A 12,755-nucleotide genomic window follows, 5' to 3' on the forward strand; every position below is an offset into this window, starting at 1 on the left:
GCCAGCCGACATCGAGGAGGAGCCATGAGCGAGGGCGCCATGGACAGCACCGGCCGAGCGAACAGGCCGGCAACGGACGGGCAGCAGCGTCCGTCCGAAGTCAGCCACGCTGACCGCATTGATGACGACGGCGGCCGCCCCGCCAAATGGCGCATCGTCGGGCCCGGCCTCGTTGTCGCAGCCACCGGTGTTGGTGCCGCCGACATGGTTGCCACACTCGTGGCCGGTTCCCGCTACGGGTACGGCCTGTTCTGGGCTGTCATCGTTGGCGTGGTCCTGAAGATCATCCTCGTCGAAGGGGCCGGACGCTACACGCTGGCAACCGGAAAGACGATCTTCGAGGGATGGCGTTCCCTCGGCAAGTGGACCACTTGGTACTTTGGGCCCTACATCATGATCTGGGGCTTTGTTTACGGAGCCACTGCCATGTCTTCGGCGGCCTTGCCGCTCGCGGCCGTGTTCCCCATCCTGCCGCTGTGGGCATGGGCCATCCTGATGGGCCTGGCCGGTTTCGCGATGGTGTGGTGGGGCAAATATGCCACCTTCGAGAAGATCACTGCCGTGCTGGTGGGCATGATGTTCGTGACCGTGGTGGGCCTGGCCGTCATTGCCGCGCCAAACATCCCGGAAATGCTGGCCGGCCTGGTCCCGATGATCCCTTCAGCCGGCGACGGCATCTTCTACACGCTCGCCCTGGCCGGGGGCGTGGGCGGAACCATCACGCTCGCCGCGTACGGGTACTGGCTCCGCGAAAAGGGCTGGTACACACCGAAGTGGATGAAGGTCATGCGGATCGACAACTCCATGGCTTACGTGATGACCGGGATCTTCGTGATCGCCATGCTCATCGTCGGTGCCGAGGTTGTCCGCTCCGCAGGTGTTTCCCTCAGTGCGAGCGATGAAGGTCTGCTGGATCTCTACGACGTCCTGAAGGCGGAGTACGGCGACGTAGTGGGAACCGGCTTCCTCGTCGGTTTCTGGGCCGCTTCCTTCTCCTCCATCATCGGCGTCTGGAACGGTGTTTCGCTGATGTTCGCTGACTTCTGGGGCAACATGCGCGGCAAGGAATCCGGACACCCCGATACCCGGGTAGGCGGGAAATACTTCAAGTTCTACATTCTGTGGCTCACCTTTCCGCCCATGGTCCTCTTCGCCCTCGGCCAGCCCATCGGCCTGATCCTGCTTTACGGCGCTTTGGGTTCGCTGTTTATGCCGTTCCTGGCACTGACGCTGCTCGGCCTGCTCAACGGCAGGCGGATTCCCAAAGCCTGGGCCAACAAACTGCACTCCAACATTGCGCTGGGGGTTTGCGCCCTTTTGTTTGTTGTCCTGGGCATCCGGCAGTTCTGGACTTCCCTTTCACCGCTCTTCGGTGGCTAGGGCACCCGTTCGGCGCCTTAGCCCTCAGAGTGCGTCCGCACATCAGGGCTGACCTCGGCGTGGTGGCCCAGGTTCCTGGAGACGGCACGGGCAGTGGCCCGAACCGCCGGGGCCAACACGTTTGGCGGTGTAGAGCCGTCAGGGACCACGATGGACAGCGCGGCCACCACGGCGCCCTGGGCATCAAAAATTGGTGAGGCCACTGACACGGTATTTGACGGGTAGGTGCGGCGGATCATCGCGATTCCGGTGCGCCGGACATCCGAGAGGGTACGGCGCAGTTGCCCCTCCGGCATGTTCACCACTCCAGGTTCGGTTTCCGGCGGCCTCCGCATCGTCGCCTCCTGGAACTGCTGGTCCGCCCCTGCCAGGAGGACCAGCCCGACGGCGGTGCTCCGCAGCGGGGCGCGCCCGCCCACCCGGTAGGCCACCTCGGTAGCGTCCTTCGAGGACAGCCGCTCAATCAGCACCGCCTCATCGTTGTCGCGGACGGCCAGCAGGACGTGGTGCCGGGTCACCTCGAAGAGGTCCTCCAGGTAGGGCAGGGCAATCTCGCGCACGCCGTGTCCGCGCGGTGACAGGGATGCCACCTCCCACAGCCGGACCCCCACAACGTACCGGCCGTCGTCGAGCCGTTCCAGTGCACCCCATGCAACCAGCCGGGCGATCAGGCGGAGCGCCGTGGGGGCCGGCATGTCGGCGTGGCGTGCCAGTTCTGAAAGGGTCAGGGCGCGGCGGCGGTCGGAAAAGACTGCGAGCAGGCTCAGTGCCCGGTCGATCACAGGTTCGCCCTGCTTGGGCCGCTTCCCGCGCACGGGAGGGGTATCCGTTACCGGTGGAGTGGTCATGGCAGGGTTCCTAGCGCCGTTGGAGGTTGAGCTCCTGAGTGAGCTACCCCACAATACTATTCCAACCAATGAAAGCTCGCTGTGGGGAAGTGCCTGCCGGAAACGAAGCTGGAACCCCAGCTACTCCACGTTCAGGAGCTTCCTGCATGACCTCCACCAGTCTCGACGCCGGCGTCGAGGAAACACTCCTGGCCCCCACCGCGCCCGCCCGACTCCGCGTTGAATACCTGCGGGAAGCCTTCGGGATCACCACCACGGCGCCGCGCCTGACGTGGACGCCGTGCGCAGCCACCGCCCAGACCGCTTACCAAGTGAGCGCCAGCAACGGCTGGGACACCGGCAGGGTACCCTCAGCCGGGCATGTGGTGACTTATTCAGGCCCTGCCCTGGAGTCGCGCAGCCGGTTTGAATGGCGGGTACGTACGTGGAACACCTCTGCCGACGGCGCCGAAACGGCCAGTGCATGGTCCGAGCCGATGGCGGTGGAGCTGGGACTCCTGGACGGCTCGGATTGGACCGCACAGTGGATCGGCCCGCAAGAGCTCGAGGTTCCCGCCCCGGGAGAACGCCCCGGCTACGCCCTGCGCAAGACCTTCGCCCTGGCCGCCGCACCGAAGACAGCCCGTGCCTATGCCACTGCCCATGGCATCTACGAACTGTTCCTCAACGGCGAGCGGGTAGGCGACCAGCAGCTCACCCCAGGCTCCACCAGCTATAACACCACCCTCCAGGTCCAGGCCTACGACATCACCGCCCTGTTGCGCCCCGGCATTAACACCATTAGCGCGATCCTCACGGACGGCTGGTACCGCGGGACGTTCGGATACACGCGCGACGCCGAGATGTACGGCACGCACACGGCTTTCCTTGCGCAGGTGGAGATGCAGTCCGGGGACAGCAGGACGGTCGTCGGCACCGATGAATCCTGGCTGGTTTCACGGACAGAGATCCTCAGCGCCGACCTGATGGGCGGCCAGCGGGTGGACTTCCGCGCGCTCAACAGTGAGGCTCCCAGGGAGCTGAAGGCACCAACGGGGAGTGCCGCCGTCGTACGCCACGGCAGTTTTGACGCTCTCACCGGCCCCACCGCCCCGCCCACGCGGGTGGTTCAGGAGCTTGCTCCCGCGTCCATCACCCGCTTGGCTAACGGCAACCAGGTGGTGGACTTTGGGCAGAACATCCATGGCTGGGTGCGGCTCAGCAGGCTGGGTGCGCCGGGGGAGGCCCTCACCCTCGTCTATGGCGAGGCGCTGGATGCAGGCGGTGACGTTACCCTGGACCACCTGCGCCCGCACGATTTTCGCCGTCCGGGACAGTTCCTGTCCGCCGGCCAGGTGGATTCCGTTATTTCGTCCGGCGCTCCGGGGGAGCGCTTCGAGCCGCGGCACACCACCCACGGCTTTCAATACGTCTCAATCCGGGGCCTTGTTGACGATCTGCAGCCGGGTGACATCACCGGCTGCCTGGTCCAGACCGACCTGGAACGGCTTGGGACCTTCCGATGCAGCGACGAACGGCTGAACAAGCTCCACGACATCGTGGAGTGGAGCTTCAAGGGCAACTCCTGCGAGGTGCCCACGGACTGCCCGCAGCGGGAAAAGGCCGGATGGACCGGGGACTGGCAGCTGTTCGTCCCTACGGCGGCGTACCTGTTCGATGTCACGGGCTTCTCGCGCAAGTGGCTTAACGATGTTCGTACCGACCAGTGGGACAACGGCGTCATTGCCAACATCTCGCCGTCACCCGGGCCTGCTGTCACCTCGGCGGAGTTTATGGGCTTCACCAATGGCTCCTGCGGCTGGGGCGACGCGATTGTGATGGTGCCGTGGGAGCTGTACCTGGCCACGGGGGACTCCGGCATCCTCACCGAAAACTGGGACGCGATGAACCGCTGGCTGGGCTTTGTGCGCAGCGCTGCGGAGACTCAGCGCCACGCCTCGCGCGCAGCCGCTAGCCCGGATCCGGCACCGCATGAGAAGTACCTGTGGGACGCCGGCTTCCACTTTGGCGAGTGGATGGAGCCGGACGGCCCGGAACCGGACCTGTTTGCCGCCCGGGACGCCGACAACGGCATCGTCGCCACCGCCTTCTACCGGAACACTACGGCGCTGATGGCACGCATCGCCGACGTGCTGGGTTATGCGGAGGACGGGCAGGCGCTCGCCGGGCTCTCGGCCCACATCCGCCAGGCCTGGGAGATGGAATACCTGGACTCTGCCGGACAAGTCACGAACGCCAGCCAGGCCAACTGCGTCCGAGCCCTCGCCTTCTGCCTGGTCAGCCCGGAAAACAGGGCCGCCGTCACCGCGCAGCTGGTCGCGCTGATCCGGGAGGCAGGCACCCACCTTGGCACCGGGTTCCTCGCCACGCCCTACCTGCTCCCTGTTCTTGCGGACAACGGCGAACTGGACCTCGCCTACGAACTCCTGATGCAGGACTCGGAACCGTCCTGGCTGGTGATGGTGGACCGCGGTGCCACCACCATGTGGGAGCTCTGGAACGGGGTGGACGCCGACGGCAACCCGAACCAGTCCCTGAACCACTACAGCAAGGGCGCCGTGGCGTCCTTCCTGCACTGTTACACAGCAGGACTGCGGCAGGCGCCCGGCGGCGCGGGGTACGAGCGGATCATCGTCGAGCCCCTGCCTGGGGCCGGGCTGACGTCGGCAAGCACCTCACACCAGGGCCCGCAGGGCCTGATTGAGGTGCAGTGGAGGACGGACGACGGCGTGCTGACGCTCACCGCCGTCGTTCCGCCCGGCACCAGCGCCGAGATACGGCTGCCGGGCGAGCCTGCCGCCGTCGTCGGCCCCGGCACCCATACCTTCGTTGCCGCAGCCGGCGGCGTCCGGAAAAACCCGAGCTTGTGAGGAGCACAACTATGACAGTGGAAGAAGTTATTGACCCTGCCCGTCCCGGCGGCATGGACGTTCCGCCGTTCCCCGTCTTCGACGCCCCCGCGAACGCGGAACACGTCTCGGACATTTCGGCGGTGCACCGCGAGCTGACCTATGCGCGCGCCATCGGGTTCCGGCCGCTGAAGATGGACGTCTGGCTTCCGCGGCAGGCGTCCGGTCCGGTCCCGCTGGTCCTCTGGGTCCACGGCGGTGCGTTCCAGCTGGGGGACCGGCGCGAACTGCCGCCCACTTTCGCTCCAAACTCGGTGTTCCGCCTGCTTAATGAGGCCGGCATCGCCTGTGCCACTGTGGACTACCGGCATTCGCTGGAGGCGCCCTTCCCGGCACAGTTGCATGACCTCAAGGCCGCGGTACGTTACCTGCGGGAATTCGCGGAGCCCCTGGGCGTGGACCCGGGCCGTTTTGGTGCCTGGGGCGAATCGGCCGGCGGACACCTCGTTGCCCTGCTGGGACTGACGGGGAACCGCGACGACCTTGACGGTGGACTCGGGGCGCAGGGGCACCCAAGTGCCATCAGCGCCGTCGTCGACTTCTATGGCGTCTCCTCGCTGGTTGACATCCCTCCCATGAACACACCGGACGGGCTGTTCCCAGCCGCCCTGATGGCAGCAGTGCCGGCAGGGATGTCGCTGCAGCCGGAACAAATGCTCGTGGGCGGCTCCGATGATCCGGCGCTGCTGGCGGCTGCCAGCCCGGTCAGTTATGTGACCACGGATGCCGCGCCGTTCCTGCTGGTTCACGGGGACAGCGACGGTCTGGTGCCGCACTCCCAGACGGACCTCCTGGCCGCCGCGCTCGCGGACGCCGGCGTGGAGCACGAAGTAATCACGATCAAAGGCGGGGACCACTGCTTTTTCGGCGCCGAAGACCAGCTGGACACGATCCTTGCTGCCGCTGTCGAATATTTCCGCCGGAAGCTGGCACGGCCGTGACGCCCGGGCAGACCGGGCGCCCCGCCGCCGCGGCCCCCGCCCCGGGCGCCGGTTTGGCACCGGATGCCGGCTTCGCCGAGTACCTGGCTTCCCCCGGCGGTCCGCAGTTCCTGAATCCCGACGCCGTCCGGGCGCCTGGTCCGGACGTTCCCATCAGCACAGTTTCCGCGGAGGGCCGGCACGGTCCCGTTGATATCCGGATCTACGGCGAGGCGGCCGGTTCCGGCAGCCCCGGGCTGGTCTGGCTGCACGGCGGAGGGTTCGTTAGTGGCAGCCTGGACATTCCCGAAGCGGATTATCTTGCCAGGGTGCTGGCCAATGCCGGAACGCCGGTGCTCTCGGTCGATTACCGGCTGGCGCGTGACGGGGTGTCCTTTCCCATTCCGCATGACGACGCCCTGGCCGGCTGGTTCTGGGCGCGGAAGAATGCGAAATCCCTCGGATTGGACCCGGACCTCCTGTCCCTGGGCGGCGCAGGTGCCGGCGGCAACCTGGCGGTGGGCGCGGCGCTGTACCTGATCGACGCCGGAAAGCCGCTGCCGGCGAAGCTCCTGCTGGCCTACCCCTTCCTGCACGCCGAGCTGGCTCCGCCAGCCGCCGGTCTTGATGAGGAGGTCATGGCGGGATTGCCGCGGCACTTGCGGTTCACGCTCGAGGACTGCGTCCGGCAGGCGGAAAATTATGTGGGCGGTCCGGTGAGCATGGCGTCCTCCTACGCGATGCCCGGCTACGCCGACCCCACCGGCCTTCCGCCCGTTGCCCTGCTCGCGTGTGAGTACGACGACGCCCGCGGTTCCTCTGAAGTTTTCGCCTCAAGCCTGGAGCGCGCGGGCGTGCCGGTCACGTATTTCCTCGCGGAGGGTGCAGTCCACGGGCACCTTAACCACGCCGCCGGACTGCCGGAAGGGCAGCCGGCGCTGGATTTCCTGGCCCGGGAACTGGCTTCCGTTCGGGGTTCCTAAGAAGCGGGGGTCCAGTCGCGGTCGTTGACGAACTCGGCGGGGCGGAAGTCAACGAAGTTGGCGCCGTCCAGTCCCAGTCCGGTTGCCGCGCGCTGCAGGTTGTTCGTTGTGGCCACGGACCCCCAGTGCCCGGTCTCCAGCCTCTGGTCCATGGCTTCAATGGAAGCGACATTCTCGGCCACAGTGAAGTTGCAGTGTCCTGTGCGGGCTACGAAGGCCTGGCGGAACAGTGCGTTCCCGCCCGCCTGACGGACTGTTTCGGCATACTCTTCCTGGAATTCCACGGGCGCCAGCAGGTCTACGGTGGTGTGCGTAGCCAGCAGCGGTACCTGCAGTCCCCCTGCGGAGGTGGACGTGCTGAGCATCCACTCGAGGCCGTTCTCCGAAGGTGCAATATCGGCGTTAGCCGTCAACGTGGACAAATCAGCAGCCAGGTCCAGGCCCGCGACGCCGTACATGTGCTCCACCAGTTGGCGTTGGTCAGAGGAGCGCAGGACCTTGGAATAGTCGACGCCGGCTGTCCAGCCGCTGTCGCCGCCCGCCGCGTTCACGATGGTGTAGCGGCGCTCGATGACGGTGGGGAGGGTGTCCAGGACCAGCTTCGCCTGGGCAGCGGCGAGGGCTTCGGGGTTGTTGACGTCCACGCCGTCCAGTTCTGTGGGGGTGTTCAGCAGGGCAGCCACGAGCGCGATCCTGGCCCGGCCTTCATCCGACGCAGTCGCCTGCTGCAGGGCCGCCTTCAGGCTGGCAATGGTTGCTGCGGACTGTTCCGGGGTGGTGAAGCCGGTGAGGCGGATGTCCTGTCCGGGGAAGAGCAGTTCAGCGGCAGCATAGGCTGCGTCGAGCTGGTAGTTGTTCAGCGAAACACCGCCGCCCACGAGGCCGCAGGTGCTGACGGCACCGTCGATGCCGGATCCTGGGATTTCGGCCATCATGCTGGTCACGAGGCCTCCCATGGAGCGGCCGACGGCGATGACTCGCCCGGGCTCGCCGAAGCGTGCTTCAAAAGCTGCGAGGGTGTCGAGCTGGTCCTGCGCTGCCGTGCTGAAGGCCCAGCCGGTGGTGGCGTAGGACGATGAAGCGACGGCGTACCCGCGGCGGATCAGCTCGCTGGCGGTGGGGGCAAACCCGTTGTCCCAGGCCGGATTGGCCGGTCCGGGGCGGAAGCCGTGCGCGAAGAGCACCAGCTTCCCGTTCCAGTTCGCAGGCACTTCAGCCCGCCACGCGGCTCCGTTCTGAAGGGTTCCCTCTGCGGTGACCGGCAGGGCGCTTTGGGCTGGGGCATTGACTGAAGGGCCGGTCGCCGCGGGGGCGGCTGCGGCGCCAGGGGATATGGCGGCTGCCGCAAGCACGGCAGTAAGGGCCGATGTTGAAACAATGGTGCGGCAGCGTCGACGCAGGGTACGGGTCATTCGGAAACCTCACTAAAATCGTTGAAGAAGACAACTAATAATTATCTTAACGATTCAAGGTGTCAACGTTTTTTCGATCGCTTACGCCTTTGCCCCCGCACCCCACAAGGCCTTCCGCAGCAGCTCCCGAAGCTGGTCCGCCTCGGCCTCGTTGAGTGTGGAGAGCTGCTCCTGCTCGCAGGCATCCAGGGCGGCACGTGCCTTGGCGTGCATCTTTCCGCCTTCCTTGGTGGAGGTGATGATCTTGGCGCGCCTGTCCTGCTTGCCCTGCGTGCGCTCCACAAGCCCGCGCCGTTCGAGGTCGTCCACGAGGCTGACCACCTGGCTCGGGTCGAGGCTGAGGAAATCAGCCAGTTCCCGCTGGGTGGGCTCCAGCCCGCTGCAGGCAAGGGTCAATACCGAGAAGGAGCGCTCCCGCAGCCCGAAGTCCGCCAGCGCCCGGTTGTTCAGCAGTGAGCCCGCTGCGTGCAGCTTCGCCAGCAGCAGGCCGATGTCATTGCCGATCCGGGATGCTGCCAACCGCGGCGTCTCGACTTCAGTCCTCTGCGTAGCCATGCGAACTCCAGTAGTAGTAAAAAAAGATCATTGACAATTTCAACGATCTACCTTTTCATTGATCAGGACAAGGATCTCACGAGGCAGTGGGATCGCACTTACCGGCTTCGGCCGGACACTGCATGCGAAGGAGCACGCCATGAGCTTGAACGGCAAGGTTGCGATCGTCACCGGAAGCGGGCAGGGCCTGGGCCTGGCCTACGCAAGGGAACTCGCCCGCCAGGGTGCCGCCGTCGTGATTAATGACGTCAATGCCCGGACGGCAGCACAGGCTGTGGCCCAGATCGAGGCCGGCGGCGGCCGGGCCGCCGCCGTGGTTGTCCCCGTCGGAACCACGGACGCCGCCAAGGCGCTGGTTGCGGGAGCCGTGGAGAACTTCGGCCGCCTGGACATCCTGGTGACCAACGCCGGCATCCTGCGGGACAAGAGCCTGCTGAAGATGACGGACGAGGACTTCGATCTGGTGATCAACGTCCACCTGAAGGGAACCTTCACCTGCGTCCGCGAGGCCTTCGCCTACTTCAAGGAAAACAGCATCCCGGGCCGCATCATCACCATCGGTTCGCCCACCGGCCAGCGCGGCAACTTCGGCCAGACCAACTACGCCGCAGCCAAGGCCGGCATCGTGGGCATGGTGCGGACCTGGGCCTTGGAAATGAAGAAGGCCGGCGTGACCGTCAATACGGTCGTCCCGGTCGCGGCCACGGCCATGACCAAAACGGTGCCGTACTTCCAGAAGGCCGTAGAGGCGGAGGAGCGCGGCGAGACCATGCCGTCCTTCTTCCGCCACGACCTCGGCTTTGGAACGGCCGACGACGTCGCCGGGCTGATTGCGTTCCTTGCCTCCGACGAAGCTTCCAACATCACCGGGCAGGCCATCGGCGCCGGCGGCGACCGCCTCCAGGTGTGGACCCACCCGACGGCGGCCACCACCGAATACCGCGACGGCGGCTGGACCTACGGGGCACTGCGCGCCCAAGCCGGCGAGCTTTTCAGCCCGGACACGCTCCAGGGCTACGGCGAGGAATTCCTGCCGCTGCCCGCCGAACTGCAGCCCGAACCGGCCCCCGCCCGCTAAGACCCGCGAAGGAATCCGACATGCGCTACGAACTGGGCATTGACGCCTCCAAGCTGGACGCGATCGACATGCACGTCCACCTCGAAGTGGACAGTTGCGGGCACGGCTCCCTGCCCGAGGCACTTACAGAGGCGTCCGCGAAGTACTTCAGGGCCGAGGACCGCACCCCGTCGCTGGACCGGATCGCCGAGGTGTACCGCGAACTGAACATGGCGGCCGTCGTCTTCACGGTCGACGCGCGGACCCAGCTCAAGCACGAACCCAACAGCATCCCCGAGTTGATCGCAGGAGCTGCAAGGAACAACGATGTGCTGATCCCGTTCGGCAGCGTTGATCCCCGCATGGGGGAGGATGCCATCGCCGGAGCCAAACACCAGGCTGTTGAACTCGGCGCGCGCGGCTTCAAGTTCCACCCGTCCCTGCAGGGCTTCGACCCGTCCAACGAGCGGTTCTACCCGCTCTGGGAAACACTTCAGGAACTCGGGCTGCCCGCCATCTTCCACACCGGCCAGAACGGCATGGGTGCCGGGCTGCCCGGCGGGTTCGGCATCAAGCTGGCGTACTCCAACCCGCTGCTGCTGGACGCGGTGGCCGCGGACTTCCCCGGGCTGCAGATCATTATGGCCCACCCCTCCGTGCCGTGGCAGGATGAGGCGAACTCGATTGCCACGCACAAGGCGAACGTGTTCATCGACCTCTCCGGGTGGTCGCCCAAGTACTTCCCGGAGTCGCTCGTGAAGGCCTCCGGCTCCTATCTGCAGGACAAGGTGCTGTTCGGCACGGACTTCCCGCTGATCACCCCGCAGAAATGGCTGGGCGCCTTCGCCGACCTGCCCTTTGCGGATGAGGTCCGCCCGAAGATCCTCAAGGGCAACGCCGTCCGGCTGCTCGGTTTGGCGAACTGAGATGAACACGACGACGGCGGAACTTGCCGCGGGTGCCCAGCCCACGGACGGCGGGACCAGACTCTACCGGCTTTCCGACTTCTACGACGCGGAGGCCCTCCTCACCCACGGCGAGCGGCAGGTCCTGGCCAGGCTCCGGGACTTCCTGGACCGGGACGCCAAACCGCTCCTGGCCGAGTACTGGGAACGGGGCGAGTTTCCCGAGCAGCTGGCGAAGCCCCTGATGGACCTTGACCTCATGGAACCCGCCGAACTCACGGCGTGCGGCCCCGCGCGCGGGATCTACCAGGGCTTCCGGATCTTCGAGCTCGCCCGCACGGACGCCTCCCTGGCTACCTGGTACACCGCCCAGGCGGGACTGTTCCGCACGGCCATCCGCGTGGGTTCCTCCGGGGAGCAGCAACGTCAATGGATGCCGAAAGTCATCGACTTCTCGCTCAAAGGCGTCTTCGCGTTGACGGAGCCGGAGTCAGGTTCGGACATCGCCGGCGGCCTGTCCACCACTGCCCGTTTCGAAGCGGACGAGGACGGCGGCACGTGGGTCCTTGACGGGGCCAAGCGCTGGATTGGTGGGGCCTCAACCGCGGACGTGCTGGCCGTGTTCGCCCGGGACACCGCCGACGGCCAGGTCAAGGGCTTCCTCGTGGACCGGAAGGCTGCCGGGGTCAGCCTGGAGAAGATCCACGGCAAGACGTCGCTGCGGATGATGCAGAACGCCCACATCACCCTCGAGGGCGTCCGCGTCCCGGAGTCTGCGCGGCTTAACAACGTGAACTCATTCAAGGACGTCGCCGCCATGCTCCGGGCCATGCGCTCGGACGTCGCCTGGATCGCCACGGGAATCCAGGCCGGTGCCTTCGAGGCAGCACTTGCTTATGTGAACGGACGCCAGCAGTTCGGCCGCCCGCTGGGTTCGTTCCAGCTGGTGCAGGAGAAGCTGGCCCGCATGCTCGGGAACGTCACCTCTTCACTGGCGCTCGTTGTCCGGCTGACCGAACAGCAGGCCCGCGGCATCTACCGGGACCAGGACTCGGCCCTGGCCAAGATGCAGACCAGCCTGCTCATGCGCGAAACCGTAGCGCTGGCCCGCGAAGTGGCCGGCGGCAACGGCATCACCCTCGCCACCGACGTCGCGCGCTTCCACGCCGACGCGGAGGCCGTCTATTCCTACGAGGGCACGCACGACATCAACGCCCTCATCATCGGCCGCGCCCTTACGGGCGAAAGCGCCTTCACCCACTGACCCATCAATTCGTAAGCACAACCACAGGAGGCAAAGATGCCCAATCTCGTCGTCGACTTCGACAAACTGCTCACCATGACCGGTACCGACCTCGGCACCACCGATTACCGGGAGATCACCCAGGACCAGATCAACCTGTTCGCCGACGCCACCGACGACCAGCAGTGGATCCACACCGATCCGGAACGTGCCAAGGACGGCCCGTTCGGCGCTCCCATCGCGCACGGCTTCCTCACCCTGTCCCTCATCATCCCGTTCTGGGGTGAGCTGTTCGACGTGGACGGTGTCACCACCAAGGTGAACTATGGCCTGGACAAGGTCCGCTTCACCTCGCCCGTCAAGGTGGGCTCCAAAGTCCGCATGCAGGCGGGCATCGCCGAGGTCACCGAGGTCAAGGGCGGTGCCCAGATCAAGGTCAACGCCACCATCGAGATCGAAGGCCAGGAACGTCCCGCCGTCGTGGCCGAATTCCTGGCGCGCTTCTACCAGTAAAAGGCTTCCACAAGCAGCCGGTTCTCCAAG

At 66.1% G+C, this 12,755-nt stretch carries 12 protein-coding genes; 9 read left to right on the forward strand and 3 right to left on the reverse strand.

The genetic code is table 11. The annotated features are described in order from the left end of the window. The first annotated feature begins 24 nt into the window (after window positions 1–24). Complete coding sequence (locus M1E07_RS20775; RefSeq protein WP_461188479.1) at window positions 25–1,380, forward strand: Nramp family divalent metal transporter; 1,356 nt, start codon at window positions 25–27, stop codon at window positions 1,378–1,380. 17 nt (window positions 1,381–1,397) lie between these two features. Here the strand turns inward: M1E07_RS20775 and M1E07_RS20780 are convergent, their stop codons facing one another. Beyond that, window positions 1,398–2,228, reverse strand: coding sequence for an IclR family transcriptional regulator (locus tag M1E07_RS20780; protein WP_461188480.1), 831 nt, complete (start codon window positions 2,226–2,228; stop codon window positions 1,398–1,400). Window positions 2,229–2,374: 146 nt separating this feature from the next. Here M1E07_RS20780 and M1E07_RS20785 point away from each other — a divergent pair, with 146 nt between their 5' ends. The 3 genes from M1E07_RS20785 to M1E07_RS20795 are packed head-to-tail and all read left to right on the forward strand — an operon-like array spanning window position 2,375 to window position 7,040. Then, on the forward strand, window positions 2,375–5,098 hold the full coding sequence (locus M1E07_RS20785; protein WP_461188481.1) for a family 78 glycoside hydrolase catalytic domain: 2,724 nt from the start codon (window positions 2,375–2,377) through the stop codon (window positions 5,096–5,098). A gap of 11 nt (window positions 5,099–5,109) precedes the next feature. After that, window positions 5,110–6,078, forward strand: a complete 969-nt coding sequence (locus tag M1E07_RS20790) for an alpha/beta hydrolase fold domain-containing protein (RefSeq protein WP_461188482.1) — start codon at window positions 5,110–5,112, stop codon at window positions 6,076–6,078. Then, window positions 6,075–7,040: an alpha/beta hydrolase gene (locus tag M1E07_RS20795; protein WP_461188483.1), complete on the forward strand. Its 966-nt coding sequence runs from the start codon at window positions 6,075–6,077 to the stop codon at window positions 7,038–7,040. Before M1E07_RS20790 ends, M1E07_RS20795 begins: the two co-directional genes overlap by 4 nt. On the opposite strand, the gene M1E07_RS20800 is transcribed toward M1E07_RS20795, so the two are convergent. Further along, complete coding sequence (locus tag M1E07_RS20800) at window positions 7,037–8,392, reverse strand: alpha/beta hydrolase family protein (protein WP_461188484.1); 1,356 nt, start codon at window positions 8,390–8,392, stop codon at window positions 7,037–7,039. The genes M1E07_RS20795 and M1E07_RS20800 overlap by 4 nt on opposite strands. On the opposite strand from M1E07_RS20800, the gene M1E07_RS20805 reads away from it, so the two are divergent. Continuing rightward, the gene (locus tag M1E07_RS20805) at window positions 8,325–8,468 is read left to right on the forward strand and encodes a hypothetical protein (protein ID WP_461188485.1); all 144 of its coding nucleotides are present in this window, start codon (window positions 8,325–8,327) and stop codon (window positions 8,466–8,468) included. The genes M1E07_RS20800 and M1E07_RS20805 overlap by 68 nt on opposite strands. Before the next feature lie 65 nt (window positions 8,469–8,533). Here M1E07_RS20805 and M1E07_RS20810 read toward each other — a convergent pair whose 3' ends face one another. After that, the gene (locus tag M1E07_RS20810; protein ID WP_461188486.1) at window positions 8,534–9,007 is read right to left on the reverse strand and encodes a MarR family winged helix-turn-helix transcriptional regulator; all 474 of its coding nucleotides are present in this window, start codon (window positions 9,005–9,007) and stop codon (window positions 8,534–8,536) included. Window positions 9,008–9,146: 139 nt separating this feature from the next. Between M1E07_RS20810 and M1E07_RS20815 the strand changes: the two genes are divergently transcribed. From M1E07_RS20815 to M1E07_RS20830, 4 genes are read left to right on the forward strand one after another with little or no spacing between them, the layout of a single operon-like run. Continuing rightward, on the forward strand, window positions 9,147–10,085 hold the full coding sequence (locus M1E07_RS20815; RefSeq protein WP_461188487.1) for an SDR family NAD(P)-dependent oxidoreductase: 939 nt from the start codon (window positions 9,147–9,149) through the stop codon (window positions 10,083–10,085). Window positions 10,086–10,105: 20 nt separating this feature from the next. Next, complete coding sequence (locus tag M1E07_RS20820; protein ID WP_461188488.1) at window positions 10,106–10,990, forward strand: amidohydrolase family protein; 885 nt, start codon at window positions 10,106–10,108, stop codon at window positions 10,988–10,990. A gap of 1 nt (window position 10,991) precedes the next feature. Then, entirely contained in the window at window positions 10,992–12,233 is a 1,242-nt protein-coding gene (locus tag M1E07_RS20825; RefSeq protein WP_461188489.1) for an acyl-CoA dehydrogenase family protein, read from the forward strand. Between the two features lie 36 nt (window positions 12,234–12,269). Further along, the gene (locus M1E07_RS20830) at window positions 12,270–12,725 is read left to right on the forward strand and encodes a MaoC family dehydratase (RefSeq protein ID WP_461188490.1); all 456 of its coding nucleotides are present in this window, start codon (window positions 12,270–12,272) and stop codon (window positions 12,723–12,725) included. Window positions 12,726–12,755: the final 30 nt, after the last annotated feature.

It is taken from the genome of Arthrobacter sp. Z4-13 (assembly GCF_054792705.1).